This is a genomic window from Mesorhizobium sp. C089B, assembly GCF_030323125.1.
In the GTDB taxonomy this organism is placed as follows: Bacteria; Pseudomonadota; Alphaproteobacteria; order Rhizobiales; family Rhizobiaceae; genus Mesorhizobium.
The window spans coordinates 4,376,876-4,395,517 of sequence record NZ_CP100469.1 but is presented as its reverse complement, the minus strand read 5'-3'; the positions used below and the strand labels follow the sequence as shown (position 1 = coordinate 4,395,517).

The 18,642-nt window shown below is 63.5% G+C and carries 20 protein-coding genes; 9 read left to right on the top strand and 11 right to left on the bottom strand.

Annotated elements, in window-relative coordinates:
• Positions 1-97: 97 nt before the first annotated feature.
• On the bottom strand, positions 98-2,788 hold the full coding sequence (acnA, locus tag NLY44_RS21740) for an aconitate hydratase AcnA (RefSeq protein ID WP_023687676.1): 2,691 nt from the start codon (positions 2,786-2,788) through the stop codon (positions 98-100).
• 285 nt (positions 2,789-3,073) lie between these two features.
• On the opposite strand from acnA, the gene ccmA reads away from it, so the two are divergent.
• The 4 genes from ccmA to NLY44_RS21720 all read left to right on the top strand — a co-directional run bounded on the left by ccmA (position 3,074) and on the right by NLY44_RS21720 (position 5,469).
• Positions 3,074-3,682 carry a heme ABC exporter ATP-binding protein CcmA gene (ccmA, locus tag NLY44_RS21735; protein ID WP_023687677.1) on the top strand — a complete coding sequence of 203 codons (609 nt, stop codon included), beginning with the start codon at positions 3,074-3,076 and terminating at the stop codon, positions 3,680-3,682.
• Positions 3,683-3,911: 229 nt separating this feature from the next.
• Positions 3,912-4,577, top strand: coding sequence for a heme exporter protein CcmB (gene ccmB, locus NLY44_RS21730; RefSeq protein ID WP_023687678.1), 666 nt, complete (start codon positions 3,912-3,914; stop codon positions 4,575-4,577).
• A 122-nt stretch (positions 4,578-4,699) separates the two neighbouring features.
• On the top strand, positions 4,700-4,891 hold the full coding sequence (gene ccmD / locus NLY44_RS21725; protein ID WP_023671735.1) for a heme exporter protein CcmD: 192 nt from the start codon (positions 4,700-4,702) through the stop codon (positions 4,889-4,891).
• Complete coding sequence (locus NLY44_RS21720) at positions 4,888-5,469, top strand: DsbE family thiol:disulfide interchange protein (protein WP_023687679.1); 582 nt, start codon at positions 4,888-4,890, stop codon at positions 5,467-5,469. Before ccmD ends, NLY44_RS21720 begins: the two co-directional genes overlap by 4 nt.
• A 186-nt stretch (positions 5,470-5,655) precedes the next feature.
• Here the strand turns inward: NLY44_RS21720 and NLY44_RS21715 are convergent, their stop codons facing one another.
• Positions 5,656-5,823 (bottom strand): hypothetical protein, encoded by a 168-nt coding sequence (locus NLY44_RS21715; RefSeq protein WP_023687680.1) that lies wholly within the window; start codon positions 5,821-5,823, stop codon positions 5,656-5,658.
• 286 nt (positions 5,824-6,109) lie between these two features.
• Here NLY44_RS21715 and NLY44_RS21710 point away from each other — a divergent pair, with 286 nt between their 5' ends.
• On the top strand, positions 6,110-7,030 hold the full coding sequence (locus NLY44_RS21710) for an SMP-30/gluconolactonase/LRE family protein (protein WP_023671738.1): 921 nt from the start codon (positions 6,110-6,112) through the stop codon (positions 7,028-7,030).
• A gap of 160 nt (positions 7,031-7,190) precedes the next feature.
• The gene (locus NLY44_RS33000; protein ID WP_023805926.1) at positions 7,191-7,397 is read left to right on the top strand and encodes a tautomerase family protein; all 207 of its coding nucleotides are present in this window, start codon (positions 7,191-7,193) and stop codon (positions 7,395-7,397) included.
• A gap of 83 nt (positions 7,398-7,480) precedes the next feature.
• On the opposite strand, the gene NLY44_RS21700 is transcribed toward NLY44_RS33000, so the two are convergent.
• The 8 genes from NLY44_RS21700 to NLY44_RS21665 form a co-directional block, all read right to left on the bottom strand.
• Positions 7,481-8,029, bottom strand: a complete 549-nt coding sequence (locus NLY44_RS21700) for an NADPH-dependent FMN reductase (protein ID WP_023687681.1) — start codon at positions 8,027-8,029, stop codon at positions 7,481-7,483.
• Positions 8,030-8,088: 59 nt separating this feature from the next.
• The gene (locus tag NLY44_RS21695; RefSeq protein WP_023687682.1) at positions 8,089-8,709 is read right to left on the bottom strand and encodes a pyridoxamine 5'-phosphate oxidase family protein; all 621 of its coding nucleotides are present in this window, start codon (positions 8,707-8,709) and stop codon (positions 8,089-8,091) included.
• A 67-nt stretch (positions 8,710-8,776) separates the two neighbouring features.
• A complete protein-coding gene (locus NLY44_RS21690) occupies positions 8,777-9,448 on the bottom strand; it encodes a septation protein A (protein WP_023687683.1) in 672 nt (223 codons plus the stop codon).
• 61 nt (positions 9,449-9,509) lie between these two features.
• Positions 9,510-11,495, bottom strand: coding sequence for a signal recognition particle-docking protein FtsY (gene ftsY / locus NLY44_RS21685; RefSeq protein ID WP_023805927.1), 1,986 nt, complete (start codon positions 11,493-11,495; stop codon positions 9,510-9,512).
• A gap of 12 nt (positions 11,496-11,507) precedes the next feature.
• Positions 11,508-12,827 carry a tRNA (N(6)-L-threonylcarbamoyladenosine(37)-C(2))-methylthiotransferase MtaB gene (gene mtaB / locus NLY44_RS21680; RefSeq protein ID WP_031356115.1) on the bottom strand — a complete coding sequence of 440 codons (1,320 nt, stop codon included), beginning with the start codon at positions 12,825-12,827 and terminating at the stop codon, positions 11,508-11,510.
• Positions 12,827-13,711 carry a diaminopimelate epimerase gene (gene dapF / locus NLY44_RS21675; protein ID WP_023805928.1) on the bottom strand — a complete coding sequence of 295 codons (885 nt, stop codon included), beginning with the start codon at positions 13,709-13,711 and terminating at the stop codon, positions 12,827-12,829. The genes mtaB and dapF overlap by 1 nt, the downstream gene beginning before the upstream one ends.
• A 73-nt stretch (positions 13,712-13,784) precedes the next feature.
• On the bottom strand, positions 13,785-13,946 hold the full coding sequence (locus tag NLY44_RS21670) for a DUF1328 family protein (RefSeq protein WP_023683859.1): 162 nt from the start codon (positions 13,944-13,946) through the stop codon (positions 13,785-13,787).
• A gap of 98 nt (positions 13,947-14,044) precedes the next feature.
• Complete coding sequence (locus tag NLY44_RS21665; RefSeq protein ID WP_245263842.1) at positions 14,045-14,668, bottom strand: hypothetical protein; 624 nt, start codon at positions 14,666-14,668, stop codon at positions 14,045-14,047.
• Positions 14,669-15,043: 375 nt separating this feature from the next.
• Here NLY44_RS21665 and NLY44_RS21660 point away from each other — a divergent pair, with 375 nt between their 5' ends.
• Positions 15,044-15,583: a protease inhibitor Inh/omp19 family protein gene (locus NLY44_RS21660; RefSeq protein ID WP_023687689.1), complete on the top strand. Its 540-nt coding sequence runs from the start codon at positions 15,044-15,046 to the stop codon at positions 15,581-15,583.
• Positions 15,584-15,613: 30 nt separating this feature from the next.
• Positions 15,614-16,798 carry a cell division protein ZapE gene (gene zapE, locus NLY44_RS21655; RefSeq protein ID WP_023805929.1) on the top strand — a complete coding sequence of 395 codons (1,185 nt, stop codon included), beginning with the start codon at positions 15,614-15,616 and terminating at the stop codon, positions 16,796-16,798.
• 268 nt (positions 16,799-17,066) lie between these two features.
• On the opposite strand, the gene NLY44_RS21650 is transcribed toward zapE, so the two are convergent.
• On the bottom strand, positions 17,067-17,429 hold the full coding sequence (locus NLY44_RS21650) for a GNAT family N-acetyltransferase (protein ID WP_286454978.1): 363 nt from the start codon (positions 17,427-17,429) through the stop codon (positions 17,067-17,069).
• 233 nt (positions 17,430-17,662) lie between these two features.
• Between NLY44_RS21650 and mdh the strand changes: the two genes are divergently transcribed.
• Complete coding sequence (mdh, locus tag NLY44_RS21645; RefSeq protein ID WP_023670541.1) at positions 17,663-18,631, top strand: malate dehydrogenase; 969 nt, start codon at positions 17,663-17,665, stop codon at positions 18,629-18,631.
• Positions 18,632-18,642 lie beyond the last annotated feature (11 nt).

Genomic DNA, 18,642 nt, shown 5'->3' with positions numbered 1-18,642 from the left:
TGGAAAGACTGGGAGTAGGGAGTAGGGAGTAGGGAGTAGGGAGTAGGGGATGTCGTTCCCCGCTACCGCCCAATCCCTACTGCCTAAGCCCTGGCCGCTACGCGGCCAGATCGCGCAGCACGTATTGCAAAATGCCGCCATTCTTGAAGTAGTCGAGTTCGTCCAGCGTATCGATGCGGCAGATGATCGGCACGTTCTTCACGGTGCCGTCGCCATAGGTCACCTTGGCGATCATCGTCTGGCGTGGCTTGATGGTGCTTATGCCGTCGATCTCGACCAGCTCGTCACCCTTGAGGTTGAGCGAGGCCCATGAGGTGCCTTCCTCGAAGACGAAGGGGATGACGCCCATGCCGACCAGGTTGGAGCGATGGATGCGCTCGAAGGACTGGGCGATGACGGCACGGACACCGAGGAGATTCGTTCCTTTAGCTGCCCAGTCGCGGGAGGAGCCGTTGCCGTATTCGACGCCGGCGAAGATGACCAGCGGCACGCCTTCCTTTTTGTACCTCATCGCCGCGTCGTAGATCGATTCCTCTTCCTTCGACGGGTAGTGGATGGTGTAGCCGCCCTCGCGGCCGTTCTCGCCCAGCATATGGTTGCGGATGCGGATGTTGGCGAAGGTGCCGCGCATCATCACCTCATGGTTGCCGCGCCTTGTGCCGTACTGGTTGAAGTCGGCAACGCCGACGCCATGGTCGGTGAGGTATTTGCCGGCCGGGGAAGCGGCCTTGATCGAACCCGCCGGTGAGATGTGATCGGTGGTGATCTTGTCGCCGAACAGGCCGAGCACGCGCGCGCCCTTGATGTCGCCGATCTTGCCGAAACCGGAGGTCATGCCGGCGAAATAGGGCGGGTTCTGCACATAGGTCGAGTTGTCGTCCCAGGCATAGGTCTGGCCTTCCGGCGCCTTGACGTTCTGCCAGTATTCGTCGCCCTTGAAGACGTCGGCATATTTGCGGGCGAACAGCTCACGTGTGACGTTCTTCTCGATGAACTCCTGGATCTCGGCCGAACTCGGCCAGATATCCCTGAGATAGACCGGCTTGCCGTCACGGCCTTCGCCGAGTGGCTCGGTGGTCAGGTCCTTGGTGACGGTGCCGGCCAAAGCATGGGCTACCACCAGCGGCGGCGACGCCAGATAGTTCGCCTGCACGTCAGGCGAAACGCGGCCTTCGAAATTGCGGTTGCCGGAGAGCACCGCGGCGGCGATCAGGCCCTTATCGTTGATGGTCTTGGAGATCGGCGCTGGCAACGGGCCCGAATTGCCGATGCAGGTGGTGCAGCCGAAACCAACCAGGTTGAAGCCGATCTGGTCGAGCTCCTTCTGCAGGCCGGACTTTTCCAGATATTCGGCGACCACCTGGCTGCCCGGCGCCAGCGAGGTCTTCACCCACGGCTTCTGCTTGAGGCCGAGCCGGTTGGCGTTGCGCGCCAAGAGGCCGGCGCCGATCAGCACGCTCGGGTTGGAGGTGTTGGTGCAGGACGTGATGGCGGCAATGACGACATCGCCATGACCGAGATCATGGTCGGTGCCTTCGACGGCATAGCGCTTGTGGATTTCGGCAGCCTTCTTGTACTCGGTTTCCATCGCCTTTGCGAAGCCGGCCGGAATGCCTTCGAGCGGAACGCGGCCTTCGGGGCGCTTGGGACCTGCCATCGACGGCACGACGCTGTCGAGCTCGAGTTCGAGCAGGTCAGTGAAGACAGGGTCGGCCGAGCCGGCGTCACGCCACATGCCTTGCGCCTTGGAATAGGCCTCGACCAGGGCGATGCGGCTTTCCTCGCGGCCCGACATTGTGAGGTAGCGGATGGTCTCGCCGTCGACCGGGAAGAAGCCGCAGGTGGCGCCATATTCGGGCGCCATGTTGCCGATCGTGGCGCGGTCGGCCAGCGTCATGTTGGACAGGCCCGGGCCGAAGAACTCGACGAACTTGCCGACGACGCCCTTCTTGCGCAGCATCTGGGTGACGGTCAGCACCAGGTCAGTGGCGGTGATGCCTTCCCTGAGTTTGCCGGTAAGGCGGAAGCCGATGACTTCGGGCAACAGCATGGAAACCGGCTGGCCGAGCATCGCCGCCTCGGCCTCGATACCGCCGACGCCCCAGCCGAGCACGCCAAGGCCATTGATCATGGTGGTGTGCGAATCGGTGCCGACGCAGGTGTCGGGATAGGCGGTCGTTTCGCCGTCTTCCGTGTTGGTCCAGACGACCTGACCGAGATATTCGAGGTTGACCTGATGGCAGATGCCGGTGCCGGGCGGCACGACGCGAAAATTGCGGAACGCCTGCTGGCCCCATTTCAGGAATTTATAGCGCTCTTCGTTGCGCTCATATTCGAGCTCGACATTCCTGGCAAAGGCCAGTGGCGTGCCGAATTCGTCGACGATGACGGAGTGGTCGATGACGAGGTCGACCGGCACCAGCGGATTGATCTTCTGCGGATCCCCGCCGAGCGCCTTGAGGCCGTCGCGCATGGCGGCAAGGTCGACCACCGCCGGGACGCCGGTGAAATCCTGCATCAGGACACGCGCCGGGCGATAGGCGATCTCGACGCCGGCGGTGCCCTTGTCCGTCAGCCAGCCGGCCACAGCCTGGATAGAGTCCTTGGTGACGGAGCGGCCGTCTTCATTGCGCAAAAGGTTTTCCAGCAGCACCTTCATCGAATAAGGCAGATGGGCAATGCCGGTGAGGCCGTTCCTCTCGGCCTCGACCAGATTGTAATAGACATAGTCCGCGCCACCCACGGTGAGGGTGCGGCGGCAATTGAAACTGTCGAGGGATTTTGACACGTGCGGTCCGTCCTTGTCTGTTCAGCCTGAAAGGGAACGGACGCCGATGGGCATGCAATCACGCGCAAAGGTGCGGGTACGGCCATTTCCGCTGTCCGTTCCCAGCCAACCCGAGCCGTTCAAGGCGGCGCGTGCGCTGGTTCGGCGCAAATTCTGTTCCCGTGCCGACCGCTGGCACGGATGTCCCGCATATAGAGAATTTTCTGGAATAGTTCTAGACAGTTGCGGAGCAAATTTGTGCGATGCGGCAGCTATCGCGCGGTAAAGTTTTCGGGACGGGCAGGCATGCGGCTGATTGCCGAAAATCTGGGCGGCGAACGCGGCGGCGAGACGGTCTTTTCCGGCATCGGTTTTGCGCTCGACAAGGGCCAGGTGCTGGTCGTCACCGGGCCGAACGGTTCGGGCAAATCGACGCTGCTCAGGGTCATCGCCGGGCTGCTGCCGAAGGCGCAAGGCGACGTGCGCATCGAGGGCGGCGGCGAGACGTTTCCGACGATCGCTTCGGCGGTCCACTATCTCGGCCACCTCAATGCAATGAAGACGGCGCTCAGCGTGGCGGAGAATCTGCGCTTCTGGCGCGATTTCAACGGCGATGGGCAGTCGGGTGTCGAAGAGGCGCTGGAGACGGTTGGTCTCGGCGGCATCGGCCATCTGCCTTTCGGCTATCTGTCGACCGGGCAAAGGCGGCGCGCGGCAATTGCGAAATTGCTGGTCAGTCATAAGCCGCTGTGGCTGCTGGATGAGCCGACGGCCGGGCTGGACAAGGCTTCGGAGGCGCGGTTTGCGGGGCTGATGACGAGGCATTGCGCAGAAGGTGGAATCATTGTCGCGGCGACGCATTTGCCGCTCGGATTGGATGGGGCGAAGGAATTGAGGATGGGAGCAACAGGGTGATGTCGGCATTCCCGCCCACCCCCCTCTGCCCTGCCGGGCATCTCCCCCGCAGGGGGGGAGATCAGATGTCATGCCGGCTTTCGCCAATCACCGGCATTGAAAAAGAGGCGTCAGCAGTGGAGCTGCCAATCTCCCCCCTTGCGGGGGAGATGTCCGGGAGGACAGAGGGGGGTGTGAAGGAACGCCACCTTCGGCAAGATGGCGATCAAACCGCAGGCGCGGCTTGGCAATGCTAGCCCTCTTCCTGCGCGACATCCGCCTCTCCGTCCGCGCCGGCGGCGGAGCGCTCACCGGCGTCATCTTCTTCCTCGCCGTCATCGCCACCATCCCCTTCGGTGTCGGACCGGACCTGAAGCTGCTCGCCCGCATCGGTCCGGCGATCCTTTGGATCGGCGCTCTGCTCGCCTGCCTGCTCGGCCTCGACCGGCTGTTTCAGGCCGATCGCGAAGACGGGTCGCTCGATCTTCTGGTGCTGGGCAATGACCGCCACATGCTGGCGTTGACGGTGCTGGTGAAGTGCCTGGCGCATTGGGCGGGCAGCGTTCTGCCGCTGGTGGTTGCGGCACCTCTGCTGAGCCTGTTCATGAACATGGAGCCGCTCAGCATCGGCGCCACCGCGCTCACGCTGCTGGTCGGCACGCCGGCGATCACTTTCATCGGCGCGGTCGGCGCGGCGGTGGCGGTGGCGCTGCCGCGTGGCGGGCTGCTGATCTCGGTGCTGGTGCTGCCGCTGACGATCCCGGTGCTGATCTTCGGGGTGTCGGCGAGCTACGGCGCGGTGGCCGATCCTGATCCGTTCCTGCAGCCCTTCCTCATTCTTGCCGCGCTGACGCTGTTTCTTGCCGTGCTGGGTCCGGTGGCGGCAGCACTGGCGCTGCGGCATGGAACGGATTGATATGACCGCTGCGGCGCGACGATCAATTGCGAAGCCCCAGCCGCAAAGCTAAGAAAGCCGCAAAGCTATGGGAAGGCCATGATCGAGCACGACGAAGTGACGGTGGAAGGGGAGCGAAGCGCATGAGTGCACACGCACTCTATGTCGCGGCCGCCTATGGCATCACGGTGATCGTGCTGGCCGGGCTGATCGGCTGGATCCTGCTCGACCAGCGGACCCGCAAGCGCGAACTGGCAGACCTCGAAGCGGCCGGCGTGCGGCGTCGCTCGGACAAAGCCGGTACTGGGGCCAGCACTGGGGCCAGCAAGCCATGAGCACGGAAAGCGAAACGCCGGCGTCGCCGCGCCGCCGCCTGATCGTGCTGTTGCCGCTGCTGGTTTTTCTCGGCCTCGCCGGATTGTTCCTGTCGCAGCTTTTGTCGGGACGCGATGAGGCGGCAGTGCCGTCGGCGCTGATCGGCCTGCCGGCGCCGCAGACCAACCTGCCGGCGCTGGAAGGGTCAAACCTGCCCGGGCTGGATTCGAAAGCCTTCGCCGGCAAGGTAACGCTGGTCAACGTCTTTGCATCGTGGTGCGCGCCGTGCCGGGAAGAGCATCCGGTGCTCTTGCAGCTGTCGCAGGACAAGCGCTTCGTCATGGCCGCGCTAAACTACAAGGACCAAGCGCAAAACGCGCGCCGGTTCCTTGGTGATCTCGGCAATCCGTTCCAGGCGATAGGTGTCGACGAGGCCGGCCGCACGGCCATCGACTGGGGCGTCTACGGCGTGCCGGAAACCTTCGTCATCGGCAAGGACGGCAAGATTGCCTACAAGCATGTCGGGCCGCTGACAGGGGAGTCGGCGAGGGATGTTCTGTTGCCGCAGATTGAAAAGGCGCTCGCGGCACCGGGCTGACGTTGGCGCCATGCCCCCTCATCGGGCCGCTACGCGGCCCCCTCCTCCCCGTGGGGGAGAAGAGGGAAGCATCGGCACAGGCTAGCTCCTCTCCCCGGGGGGAGAGGTCGGATTGCCCGAATTGCTCATGCAATTCGGTTTGGCAATCCGGGTGAGGGGGCGGTGCCCCGCTGAGGTCTGAAATGCTCAGCCGTAGATCTGCCTGTGGACCTGGTAGAGCATTTCCGAGCGGTCGGCGCGCAGGTCGGCCAGATCGCGGCTCGTCAGGTTTTCGATTTCCGCGACGAGGCGGTTGTAGTGGCGGCGCTTGGCCATCGAGGAGCGCGCGCGGGAGAAGAGGTTGTCAAAAGCCATAGCAAGGGTCCTTTCGTGCCGCATATCAGCGGTGAATTTGTTCCTCCCTTGGTCGTTCGCACCATGACATAGGAATGGTGCGATGCAAAAAGAAGATGTTGCAATGCACCATTGCACAGGGCGCATAGCGGGTTAATACAGCGCTACAGCACCATAAACGGCCGGACAGGCTGGCGGGCCATGCCGGCCGGGCACCTTTTGTCTTACAAATTGCGCCTGCGCCACCTTGCCATCGCGCCCGCAGGCTGGCTTGATCCGCGCGTCACGTGATGCCCGGAGGAAATGCATGGCGACCGCAGACTATTACGAAATTCTGGATCCGCGTTTCGCGCGGCTGTTCAACGGCAACGCCCAGGTGGAAAAGCTGTTTACCGGATGTCAGTGGGCGGAAGGGCCGGCCTGGTTCGCCGCCGGCCGCTATGTCGTCTGGTCCGACATCCCCAACAACCGCATGCTGCGCTATGACGAGACCGACGGCAATGTCAGCGTCTTCCGTCAGCCCTCCGGCAATTCCAACGGCAACACCGTCGACCGCCAGGGCCGACTGGTGACGTGCGAGCATTCCGGCCGCCGCGTCAGCCGCACCGAGCATGACGGTTCCGTCACCACCATCGCGGCCGAATGGAAAGGCAAGCGGCTGAATTCGCCCAATGACGCGGTCGTGAAATCCGACGGCTCGATCTGGTTCACCGATCCGAGCTACGGCATCGACACCGACTATGAGGGCGACAAGGCCGAAAGCGAGATCGGCGCTTGCAATGTCTACCGGGTCGATCCGGATACGGGCGAGGTCGAGGCCGTCATCACCGACATGGTCCGGCCGAACGGGCTTGCCTTTTCACTGGATGAAAGCCAGCTCTATGTCGTCGACACCGGCCGCACCCATGGCGCGCAGAACCCCGCGCATATGCGGGTCTTCAACGTCGGCAAGCACGGCAAGAAGGTCTCGGGCGGGAAGGTGTTCGCTGACTGCACGGCCGGCCTATTCGACGGCTTCCGGCTCGACGAGGCCGGCCGCATCTGGACCAGTGCCGCCGACGGCATCCATTGCTACGATCCCGACGGCACGCTGATCGGCAAGGTCAAGGTGCCGGAAGTGACCGCCAATTGCGTGTTCGGCGGCAACAAGCTGAACTGCCTCTACATCGCCGGCACCACGTCGCTCTACATGGTGCGGCTGATGGTGAACGGGGCGAAGACGTATTGAGGCTGCTGCAAACGCTTCTCTGGCGGCCTTGATGGCGTTTCTGCGCCTGCCGGCGGCGCCTGTTGCGCTGCGGCCGCCGGAACCACCGCCAAGCGGTTCGCCGGAGCGGATTTCGGAGCCGCGGCGCGGCGGTATCAGACACAATTCAAGGGAGGACATCATGCCATTCGTCAACATCCGCATCGTCAAGGAAGTGATCGCCGCTGATCCCGCTGGCAAGAAGGCCGACATTGCCAAAAAGGTCACGGCGGCCATCATGGACGCCACCGGGCTTAGCAATGACGACGTCTGGGTGGTGTTCGAAGAGGTCAACGCGCGCGACTGGTATGTCGGTGGGACCGATGTCGAGACGTTGCGGAAGGGGTAGCACTGCGGCACGTTGGGGTGCGCCGCACCCTTTCGTTCGTCATCCTAGGGTCTGCGCCGCGTCGCTTCGCTCCTTGCTCCGCCCTAGGATGACGAGGCAACGTTTGCGCGTATAAAACTCGCGAAAACCTGCACCGCTTCGCGCATGGCCCGCAGGTTCTCGTCCTCTCCTAGGATCGCTTCTATCTCCGGCGGTTTCTTGCCGAGCAAGGCAATCTCCAGAACCGCATTCTCACAAAGCGCGAACGACATGGTGCGCATGATCTCGGCCAGCGCGGCGCGGGCGTAGAGCGAGCGCGCGGAGGCGTGGGCCAGCATGGCGGGCTTGGCGACTGCGGCGTCGCGCGAGACCAGCCAGTCGAGCGCGTTTTTCATGCCGCCGGGCACGCCATGGGCATATTCGGGGCAGGAGAGGATGATGCCGTCGGCGCTGGTGACGGCCTCGATCAGCCGCATGGCCTCAGCCGGTGTGCGCTCGCCTTCGTCATCCGGGTTGAAGATCGGCAGCAGGCCGAGCCCGTCATAGACAGTTACGCGGCAATCCGAAGGCGCGTTCGCGGACAGCGCCGCCAGCAGCGCCGAATTGGTCGAGGCGGCGCGCAGGCTGCCGGAGATGGCGAGGAGTTCGATCAAGGGCAAACAGGGCTAGCGAAAACCGGCAAAGGACCGCAATGGCGAATCGTACCCGAAATCTACCACAGGGTCTTGCTGTAGGCTTCGTCCAGCGAGCGGTCGAAATCGTCGGCAGTTTCGGCATGCGCCATCTGATCGGACAGGATCTGACCGAGCGTCGGCAACGTCGCGCGGTCGTGCCAGCTGTCCGGCTTCCACAATTCGGAGCGCATGAAGGCCTTGGCGCAGTGCATGTAAGCGGCCTTGACGCTCACCACGACGACGCTTTGCGGTTGCTTGCCGTCGACGGCGAGGCGCTCGCGCAAACCGGCATCGACGGTTATGCGGGCGTCGCCATTGATGCGCAGCGTCTCGTTCATGCCGGGGATGAGAAAAAGCAGCCCGACCGAAGGGTTGAGCAGGATGTTTTCCAGCGTGTCCAGCCGGTTGTTGCCGGGCCGGTCGGGAATGGCGATGGTCCTGTCGTCGAGGACAAGGGCAAAGCCCGGCCTGTCGCCTTTCGGCGTCACGTCGGCATTGCCGGCGCCGTCGGAAGAACCGATCAGCACGAAAGGGCTCTTGCCGATGAAGGAGCGGCAGTGGCCGTCAAGCGCCCGGAGTTCCTTGCGCATTGAGGCGTCGGTCGGCCGCGGGGTCTTGTAGATCGTCCTCAGCTCGTCGCGCGTGGTGACGAATTCCATGGCCGTCTCCGTTTATTCGGACGCAATTCCGGACGGAAAACCGCTTCACACTTTTCCTGGAATTGCTCTACTTGCCGGCTTCTTCCACCTTCTCGGCCTTATCCTCGATCGAATGGTGCAGGATCAGCGGCATCTGGCTGAAGGTGAACAACAGGGTGATCGGCATGATGCCCCAGACCTTGAAGGTAACCCAGAAGTCGGTGGAAAAATTCCGCCACACCACTTCATTGGCAAGAGCCAGGAACAGGAAGAACAGGCCCCAGCGGAAAGTCAGCTTGCGCCAGCCTTCGGCATCGAGGCGAAAGGCCGAATCGAAGACATAGCCGAGCAGCGATCGGCCGAAATACAGACCGCCGAGCAGCACGCCGCCGAACAGGGTGTTGACGATGGTCGGCTTCATCTTGATGAACACGTCGTCCTGCAGATAGAGCGTCAGCGCGCCGAAGATGAAGACGACGACGCCCGAGACCATCGGCATGATCGGCAAGGTGCGCAGCAGCAGCCAGGAGGCGATCAGCGCGATCGCCGTCGCCGCCATGAACAGGCCGGTGGCGACGAAGATCGGCCCGCCGAATTCGGCCAGGACAGGAAATTTCTGCACCAGCCAGGCGCCGCGTGCATTGGCGAAGAAGAACACCATCAGCGGCCCGAGTTCCAGCACCAGCTTGAGCAGCGGATTGACGCTTTCTTTCTTCTTTCGCGGGTCGGACGGGTCGCGTTCGAGGATGGGAGGGTTCATGACTTCCTTCTGACGCATGATCTTGTCCAAAAAAGCCTGCAGCTCTTCGGGATCGTGCTTTTTACGCTACGCCCGCGATCGCCCTGGCGAATTCGCTGGCCGAGAATGGTTCGAGGTCGTCGACCTGTTCGCCGACGCCGATGAAGTAGACCGGCAGTTTGTGCTTTGCCGCGATCGCGACCAGAATACCGCCGCGCGCCGTGCCGTCCAGCTTGGTCATCACCAGGCCGTTGACGCCGGCGACATTGCGGAAGATCTCGACCTGATTGAGCGCATTCTGGCCGGTGGTGGCGTCGACCGTCTGCAGCACGGTATGCGGCGCTTCCGGATCGAGCTTGCCCAGCACGCGCACGATCTTTTCCAGCTCCGCCATCAGTTCGGTCTTGTTTTGCAGCCGGCCGGCGGTGTCGATGATCAGCACGTCGGAGCCGGCCTCCTTGGCGCGTTCGAAAGCGTCGTAGGCGAGGCCGGCGGCATCCGCGCCTATCTTCGAGGCGATGACCGGCGACTTCGTCCTCTCGCCCCAGATCTTCAGCTGCTCGATGGCTGCAGCGCGAAACGTGTCGCCGGCGGCCAGCATCACCGACAGGCCACCATCGGTCAGTTTGGCGGCGAGCTTGCCGATGGTCGTGGTCTTGCCGGTGCCGTTGACGCCGACCACCAGAATGACATGCGGCTTGTGCGACAGGTCGAGCTCCAGCGGCATGGCGACATGGGCCAGCACCTTCTCCACCTCGGCCGCCATGATGGTGCGGACATCCGCGTCGGAGACATCCTTGCCATAGCGGCTGGCGGCGAGCGCATCGGTGACGCGCAAGGCTGTTTCCATGCCGAGATCGGCGCGGATCAGCACGTCTTCGAGGTCCTGTAGCGTCTCTTCGTCGAGCTTTCGCTTGGTGAAGACGCCGGCAATGTTGCCGGTGAGTTCTTTCGAGGAGCGGGCAAGCCCGTCGCGCATGCGCTGGAACCAGGAGCGTCGCGGCGCCGGTTCGGGCGCCTTTTGCGGCTCGGCTTTCTGCTCGACCTTTTTGGTGACGGTGACTTTGCCGGGAGCTGGTTTTGACTGTGGCGAAGGTTGCGGGGCCGGCGCGGGCGCTAGCTCGGCAACGATGGTCTTGGCTTCGACCGGCGCGGGTACAGCTTCAACCGACGTGCGCTTTACCTCCCCCTTGATGGGGGAGGTCCCAAGCGAAGCTTGGGGGTGGGGGTGATTTGCGCTGGCGTCGGCGCCATCACCCCACCCCGCCGCTTCGCGTCGACCCTCCCCATCGAGGGGAGGGTGGGGCGCCTCGTCCTTCTCCCCGTGGCTATACGGGGAGAAGGTGCCGGCAGGCGGATGAGGGGCGGCGCTGACCTCTGAGGTAGGCTGTGCGGGAGGCGCGGACGGTTGCGGCACTTCGATCGGGGCGGCCGGTTCTGCTGGAGTCTCGGCAGGCGTCGGCACTTCGACGGGAGCGGGCTCCAGCTGCGGTTCCGGACGCGATGGTTCGATCTCCGGCTCGGCCGGCGCCGGCGGCACTTCTTGGGGCTGCGGCTCGGGAGCCGGCTCCGGAACGGCTGGCGGCGCAGGAACTTCTTCCGGTGCAGGCGGCTCGGGTATCTCCGGCTCAGGCTGCGGTTCTTCTACCGGCGCGGGCTCCGGCAACGGTTCCGGCTCGGATGGGACGACCGGTTCCGGCGCGGGCGGGATGGTCGGCGCGGGTTCGGGCTTCGGTTCTTCTGGCGCCGACTGCGGCGCAGGCTTTACCTCCCCCTCGATGGGGGAGGTCCCAAGCGAAGCTTGGGGGTGGGGGTGAGTGGCGCCGGCGTCGGCGCTCTCACCCCTCCCCGCCACTTCGTGGCGACCCTCCCCATCGAGGGGAGGGTGGGGCGTCGGCGGCTCGGGCTCCTCGCGCTTCAAGAACTCCGGAACGACCTGCTCGGCCGCCGGCTTCAGCGCCTCAAGCGCATCCCATTTGATCGGCGGCAGGGGAGCGGTTTCGTCGATGCGCTCCTCGACGACTTCCTTCTTGCCGAACGAAAATATGTTCTTGAAAAAACCGGCCATGCTTCAATCGTCTCAGGCGGCGCGGGCAGTGAGCGGGGCTGCTATCAGGCGCGCGCCGTCATGGCCGGTGATGTCTGCCTCGACGATCTCGCCCGGCGCGCCCGTGTCGAGCGCCGCAAGCGTGAACCCTTCGGTGCGGCCGAGGCCGTCGCGCTCGACCAGGATCGACTGGCGCGTTCCCGGGAGTGATGACAAATGGCGGCGATAGGCGGCCTCGCCGACGGCGCGCAGCCGGGCCGCCCGCTGCTTGACCAGTTCGCGGCGGACTTGCGGCATGCGCGCGGCGGGCGTGCCTTCGCGCGGTGAAAACGGAAATACATGCAGATGAGTCAGCCCGCACTCCTCGACAATTTTTGTCGAATTCTCGAACATTTCCTCGGTCTCGGTCGGGAAGCCGGCGATGATGTCGGCGCCGAAGACGATTTCGGGGCGCAGCTTGCGCACATCCTCGCAGAAGCGGATCGACTGGTCGCGCAAATGCCTGCGCTTCATGCGCTTCAGGATCATGTCGTCACCTGATTGCAGCGACAGATGCAGATGCGGCATCAGCCTGGGTTCGGTGGCGATGGCGTCGAGCAGATCATCATCCGCCTCGATCGAATCGATTGAGGACAGCCGCAGCCGCTTCACATCAGGCACCTGCTTCAGGATGGTCTTCACCAGCTTTCCCAGCTTCGGCGCGCCCGGCAGGCCGGCGCCGAAGCTGGTCATGTCGACGCCGGTCAGCACGATCTCGGCATAGCCGTTGCCGGCCAGACGCTTGACCTGCTCGACCACGGCGCCCATCGGCACCGAGCGTGAGTTGCCGCGGCCATAGGGGATGATGCAGAAGGTGCAGCGATGGTCGCAGCCGTTCTGCACCTGGACGAAAGCACGTGCCCGGCCCTCGATGGCGTCGACCATGTGTCCGGCGGTCTCGCGCACCGAGAAAATGTCGTTGACGCGCGCCTTCTCGCTGTCGTTGACGCCGAAATCCGGCAGCGCGCGGTAGGAGTTGGCCTTCAGCTTCTCTTCGTTGCCAAGCACGAGGTCGACCTCGTCCATGGCGGCAAAATTCTGCGGTTCGGTTTGCGCGGCGCAGCCGGTGACGATGATGCGCGCCGCCGGATTTTCGCGGCGGGCCTTTCTGATCGACTGCCTGGCCTGGCGCACCGCTTCGGCGGTGACGGCGCAGGTGTTGAAGATAATGGCGCCGCCTTTGAGCGCGCCGAGACCTGCGCTTTCGGCCTCGCGGCGCATCACTTCGGATTCATAGGTGTTGAGACGGCAGCCAAAGGTGACGACGTCTATGCCTTGGGAGTTGGGGCCCTTGGTATCGGCAAGTGCAAACATCAGGCCGCGCTTTCGGTGTCGCGGGCCCAGGTGCCGGTCGACGGATCGAAATTGCCGGAAAACTCCCATTCGGCAGCGCCGGTCAGGATGACGTGGTCGTCGTCGCGCCATTCCACATGCAGCGAGCCGCCGCCGGGCGTCATCAGCGTAACGCTGCGGCCGGTGCGCCGGGTGCGGGCAGCGGCGACGACGGAAGCGCAAGCGGCCGAGCCGCAAGCCTTGGTCAGGCCGGCGCCGCGCTCCCAGGTGCGGATGATCATCGTCTCCGGCGACGTTACCTGGGCGATGGTGATGTTGGCGCGCTCGGGGAAGATCGGATGGTTTTCGAGCAGCGGGCCGAAACGCTCGAGTTCGTAGGACCAGACATCGTTGTCGACCCAGAAGATGGCGTGAGGGTTGCCCATCGAGAGAACCGAAGGCGAATGCAGCACCGGCGCGTCGATGGGGCCGATCTGCAACTCGATCATGCGGGTGTCGCGGAATTCCTCGGCCAGCGGAATGTCCTGCCAGCCAAAGCGCGGAGTGCCCATGTCGACCGAGATGGTGCCGTCGGCATTTTCGACGGCGTTGAGGATGCCGGCGCGGGTCTCGAAGGTGAAAGTCTTCTGGCCGGTTTCGGCGGCCAGCGCCTGGACGACACAGCGCATGCCGTTGCCGCAGGCCTGCGCGCCCGAGCCGTCGGAATTCAAAATGTCGATGTAAAAGGCGGTGCCCGGCGTGCGCGAATCGTGGATCGCCATGATCTGGTCGAACCTGGTCGCCGCATCGGCGTTCAGCGCGACAGCCGACGCCGCCGTGACCCTATCGGCACGGCCACGCATGTCGGCGACGATGATTTCGTTGCCGATGCCGTTCATCTTGGCGAAGGGGGCAGTGCCTGCCATGATCTGAGGTAATTCCTGTACGTTTCGCCGCTATATGGCGGAAACGGGCGGGAATTACCAGTGTGGGCTGCGTTTAGGTTACCGCGAAAACGCCGAGCACGATCAGCAGGAAGATGACGAGAACGATGCCGATCAGCACGCGCGCGCCGGTGGCGGCGGCACCGGCCAGCGCCGGCATGCCGAGCAGGCTGGCGGCGGCAGCAACGATGAGAAGAATGATGATCCATTTGATCATGGACAATGCCTCGCAAATTGACTGGCCTGCAGCCGGCTTAAGAACGCATCTGCGGCGCTCTGGTTCCGTTGCCGCGAGGCTTTTTCCGACTGGGCGCGCTATTCGGCAATCTCGAAGTCGGTCGTGAAAGGCGCCGTCTTTGGCGAGTTCTCGTCGTGCATGAGGAAATCCGCGCGGTATTTGCCGGGGGGAACGCCATCCAGGGAGACGTTTAATTTGAAGAACATCTCTCGGTTATGCGAGCGCGAGGCGAGCTGGACCCGACCAAGCTTTTCGACGCTGCCCAGCTTCTCGCCCGACTGGGAAAGCACGGTAAGGTCAACGTAAAGCGCGATCTGGTTGTTGCCGAGCCCATCCGAGCCGTAGCCGTAACCGACCGGCTCCATATAAAGCACAATCTCTTCGCCCGGCTTGTAGACATGGTTCGGGCGCTCGGCGTAGGCGCCGAACCCGCTGGCCGACAGGATATGCTTCACATTTTGCACGCCAAGCGGCATCGCTTGCCACAGAGCGTCCTCGGCGCTGCGGAATTTGTCCAGCGCGCCGGCGCCATCACCCGCCTGCAGTGCCTTTTCGGCTTCAGCGGCGCGATCGGAGATTTCGCCCGCGAAAGCGGCCGGCGTCGAAATTACCAGCGCGATCAAAACTGCCAAGATTGATTTCATCTGTTCCCCCTGTTGCGATAGAACATCGGCTAAAACCGCAGTGCCGTAAACGGCCAAATGCAGACTTCAGCCGCGCTCGATCTCGGGAACGTCCCAAAGCTCGCCCGGACGGAAGGCGCGAAACCGCTCACGCGCCAGGCCTTGCGCCTCAAGCGCTTCAGTCAGTTTTGCGCCGGCAGTTGCGCTCGACCGCCGATGCGCCGACCTGCTGCGGGCTCCGGTGCCGCTTTCGCAACCAATGTACCGGTTGGAACCGCGCTAGAGCGAAGACATGCCTTTTGTCCGCCAGCCATTTTGCGACAAATTTACAACAATTCGTGGTGCAAACCCTATTTTAACCATATCGGGTTGAAATTTCGCCACCTTCTCCATCTTGGTGAGGGTGAGATTGTGCGGACGGCTTCCCCCCAGCCGGATCCGACGGAGGTTGGAATGATTTTTTCGAGAAGCGGGCTGATGGCCGTATCGCTGGCAGCGCTCGTTGCGAGCGGCTGTTCGACCTCGCGTTTTTCATCGATGGATGACCAGCAGCCCGCCCCGCTGCAGCCCGCGCCCGCCGGCACGGTGAGCGGAAGCCAACTGCCGCCCCCGGCAGCGCCGGGCACCACCGACCCATCGCAATTCCCGACCGCGCCGGCAGGCGCGCAGGTCGCCTCGCTGCCGCCGGACGGATCGGCGCCGGCCGGAGCCTCCGACCTTACCGCTGCGAGCGTTGCCGGCGTTTGGAACGCCAGCGTGTCCGGACAGAGCTGCAAGGTGGCGACGCCGCAGACCAAATTCGGCGCCGGCTTCCGCGCCGGGCCGCTGCATTGCCCGCCGCCCATCGACGGCATCAAATCGTGGAACGTCGCCGGCAAGCAGCTGACGCTCTATGACGAGAATGGCGGCACGCTGGCGCGGCTCTATTCCTCGGGCGGTTCGAAATTCGACGGCCAGACTACCAACGGCTTGCCGATATCGCTTACAAGATAGGCTGCCTATCCCTAGACAGCGACGTGACCGATGCATCTGCGTGACGGCCTCCAGACCCATGCGACCGTCAGGCAGCGCTACGACCATCTGGTCGCAACCGGCGCCATCGAGCGCGATGCGGCGCAGGAGCGCATCGCCGCCGCGCTCGACCGGCTGACAGACGAGATCTCGGTCAAGCGGCTGGCGCACAAGTCGAGCGCGCTCGGCTGGCTGTTTGCCCGCAAGCGCGAGACGCGCGAGGTCGTCAAGGGCCTCTACATTCATGGCGGCGTCGGTCGCGGCAAGACCATGCTGATGGATATGTTCTTCGAGCTGTTGCCGGTCAGGCGCAAGCGCCGCGTTCATTTCAACGACTTCATGGCCGATGTGCAGGACCGCATCCAGAAGCACCGGCAGGCGCGCAAGAACGGCGACGTCAAGGAGGACGACCCGATCCCGCCGGTCGCGCTTCAGCTTGCCGAACAGGCCTGGGTGCTGTGCTTCGATGAGTTTTCGGTCACCGACATTGCCGATGCGATGGTCCTGTCGCGGCTGTTTTCGGCGCTGTTCGCCAATGGCGTGGTTCTGGTCGCCACCTCGAATGTCGCGCCGCAAGACCTTTATCGCGACGGGCTGAACCGCCAACTCTTCCTGCCCTTCATCAGCATTCTCGAGCGCCACGCCCATGTGCTGACGCTCGATGCCGACAAGGACTACCGGCTGGAAAAGCTCGCCCGCACGCCTGTCTATGTCACGCCGGGGGATGCCGAAGCCGATCGTATGCTCGACGAAGCCTGGCAGGCGATGACGCACGGGGCGGCAACGGCCGAGACCGCGCTGACGCTCAAGGGGCGGCAGGTGAGAATACCGGCTGCTTCCGGCAATGCGGCGCGGTTTTCCTTCGCCGATCTCTGCGAAAAGCCGCTCGGCGCGCGCGATTTCCTGGCCATTGCCGGCCGCTTCTCGACCGTCTTCATCGATCACGTGCCGGTGCTGGGCGAAGGCAAGCGCAACGAGGCCAAGCGCTTCATCCTCCTGATAGACACGCTCTACGATCATCACACGCGGCTGGTGGTAAGCGCCGATGCCTCGCCCCCTGAGCTCTATACGGCCAGGCGCGGCAACGAGGTGTTCGAATTCGAGCGCACGGCCTCGCGGCTGATCGAAATGCAGAGCCGGGATTGGCTGGAGGACTGGGCGGAACGGCAGAAGGACAACGCGGAAGCGCAGGTCTGAGGGTTCCAGAAAGGTCATTATGTAGTGATCCTTCGCGCCCCCTCTGTCCTGCCGGACATCTCCCCCACACGGGGGGAGATTGGCGGTTTCGGCGCTCCGCTCATTCCTGCGGCCATTGGAGATTGGCGAAAGGTCGCGTGACGTCCGATCTCCCCCCTCGTGGGGGAGATGCCTGGCAAGGCAGAGGGGGCGCTGTCCCGCCGACGCCTAAAGCTCGTACACATACATCACAAACGACTCCGCCGGCCCATGCACCTCCTTGCGCGATTCATAAAGCGCGCGCTGGGACATTGTCCGGTTCGGTGCCGACCCAGGCTTCGCCGCATCCCTGCTCGCGGCCGAGCGCGAACATGGCGTCGAGCATCTTTCGCGCGATGCCATGGCGCTGGTAGGCGGGTGAGACGCCGACCTCGTCGATGTAGAGTTCGCTGACCTTGTCCAGGTGGCGGTGGATGACGGCAGCACACTGGCCGACGACGCCATCGGCCAGTGCCACAATCATCATATGACCTGAGGAGGCGAGGTAGGCGGACAGTCTGTCGGCCCGTACCGGTTCATCGAACACGTCTTCGGCGATGCGCTTCACAAGGGCGTCATCGCCTGGATATAGTCTTCTGATTTCCACGTTCATTGTGTAAAATCTCTCAAGTCGGCTTACAAACTTTGACGTTTACGTAAAGCCTAATGTTTCTAACCGATTGAAATTATTCACTCGAAAATAATCGATTGAATATATTTTCCACCAGGGCTACTGGATGCGGCGAAATCTCGCTGAGACCACAGCATTCCGGCCTCTTCCTCGACGCCGTCAACCAGATCACCAGAGATTGGGCGTCGTCACAGACAAAGGGAAAATTTCCTCACATGGCACGCAACAAGATAGCGCTTATCGGCTCCGGCATGATCGGCGGCACGCTCGCTCACATGATCGGCCTCAAGGACCTCGGCGACGTGGTGCTGTTCGATATTGCCGAGGGCATTCCGCAAGGCAAGGGGCTCGATATCGCGCAGTCTTCGCCGGTCGACGGTTTTGACTCCCGGCTGACCGGCGTCAATGATTATGCTGGGATCGAGGGCGCCGATGTCTGCATCGTCACTGCCGGCGTGCCGCGCAAGCCGGGTATGAGCCGCGACGATCTGCTGGGCATCAACCTCAAGGTCATGGAACAGGTCGGCGCAGGGCTGAAGAAATACGCGCCCAAGGCTTTCGTCATCTGCATCACCAACCCGCTCGACGCCATGGTCTGGGCGCTGCAGAAGTTTTCCGGCCTGCCCAAGACCCATGTCGTCGGCATGGCCGGCGTGCTCGACAGCGCGCGCTTCCGCTATTTCCTGGCCGAGGAGTTCAAGGTCTCGGTCGAGGACGTCACCGCCTTCGTGCTCGGCGGCCACGGTGATTCCATGGTGCCGATGATCCGCTACTCCACGGTTTCGGGCATTCCGTTGCCGGACCTCATCAAGATGGGCTGGACCTCGAAGGAAAAGCTCGACCAGATCGTGCAGCGCACCCGCGACGGCGGCGCCGAGATCGTCGGCTTGTTGAAGACCGGCTCGGCCTTCTACGCCCCGGCAGCCTCGGCCATCTCGATGGCCGAATCCTACCTCAAGGACAAGAAGCGCGTGCTGCCTTGCGCTGCGCATCTCTCGGGCCAGTATGGCGTCAAGGGCACCTATGTCGGCGTTCCCGTTGTCATCGGCGCCGGCGGCGTCGAGCGCATCATCGAGATCGACCTCAACAAGGCCGAGCAGAAGATGTTCGACGCTTCGGTGGCGACGGTGCAGGGCCTGACCGAGGCCTGCGTCAAGATCGCCCCGCACCTCGCCTCGAAGTAATCCCCCAAAGC

What these genes read in the sequence shown, in the direction of transcription:
- ccmA (WP_023687677.1), top strand. Translation starts at nt 3,074, where the DNA reads ATGCGGCTGATTGCCGAAAATCTGGGCGGCGAACGCGGCGGCGAGACG.
- ccmB (WP_023687678.1), top strand. Translation starts at nt 3,912, where the DNA reads ATGCTAGCCCTCTTCCTGCGCGACATCCGCCTCTCCGTCCGCGCCGGC.
- ccmD (WP_023671735.1), top strand. Translation starts at nt 4,700, where the DNA reads ATGAGTGCACACGCACTCTATGTCGCGGCCGCCTATGGCATCACGGTG.
- NLY44_RS21720 (WP_023687679.1), top strand. Translation starts at nt 4,888, where the DNA reads ATGAGCACGGAAAGCGAAACGCCGGCGTCGCCGCGCCGCCGCCTGATC.
- NLY44_RS21715 (WP_023687680.1), bottom strand. Translation starts at nt 5,823, where the DNA reads ATGGCTTTTGACAACCTCTTCTCCCGCGCGCGCTCCTCGATGGCCAAG.
- NLY44_RS21710 (WP_023671738.1), top strand. Translation starts at nt 6,110, where the DNA reads ATGGCGACCGCAGACTATTACGAAATTCTGGATCCGCGTTTCGCGCGG.
- NLY44_RS33000 (WP_023805926.1), top strand. Translation starts at nt 7,191, where the DNA reads ATGCCATTCGTCAACATCCGCATCGTCAAGGAAGTGATCGCCGCTGAT.
- NLY44_RS21695 (WP_023687682.1), bottom strand. Translation starts at nt 8,709, where the DNA reads ATGGAATTCGTCACCACGCGCGACGAGCTGAGGACGATCTACAAGACC.
- NLY44_RS21690 (WP_023687683.1), bottom strand. Translation starts at nt 9,448, where the DNA reads ATGAACCCTCCCATCCTCGAACGCGACCCGTCCGACCCGCGAAAGAAG.
- ftsY (WP_023805927.1), bottom strand. Translation starts at nt 11,495, where the DNA reads ATGGCCGGTTTTTTCAAGAACATATTTTCGTTCGGCAAGAAGGAAGTC.
- mtaB (WP_031356115.1), bottom strand. Translation starts at nt 12,827, where the DNA reads ATGTTTGCACTTGCCGATACCAAGGGCCCCAACTCCCAAGGCATAGAC.
- dapF (WP_023805928.1), bottom strand. Translation starts at nt 13,711, where the DNA reads ATGGCAGGCACTGCCCCCTTCGCCAAGATGAACGGCATCGGCAACGAA.
- NLY44_RS21670 (WP_023683859.1), bottom strand. Translation starts at nt 13,946, where the DNA reads ATGATCAAATGGATCATCATTCTTCTCATCGTTGCTGCCGCCGCCAGC.
- NLY44_RS21660 (WP_023687689.1), top strand. Translation starts at nt 15,044, where the DNA reads ATGATTTTTTCGAGAAGCGGGCTGATGGCCGTATCGCTGGCAGCGCTC.
- zapE (WP_023805929.1), top strand. Translation starts at nt 15,614, where the DNA reads ATGCATCTGCGTGACGGCCTCCAGACCCATGCGACCGTCAGGCAGCGC.
- NLY44_RS21650 (WP_286454978.1), bottom strand. Translation starts at nt 17,429, where the DNA reads ATGAACGTGGAAATCAGAAGACTATATCCAGGCGATGACGCCCTTGTG.
- mdh (WP_023670541.1), top strand. Translation starts at nt 17,663, where the DNA reads ATGGCACGCAACAAGATAGCGCTTATCGGCTCCGGCATGATCGGCGGC.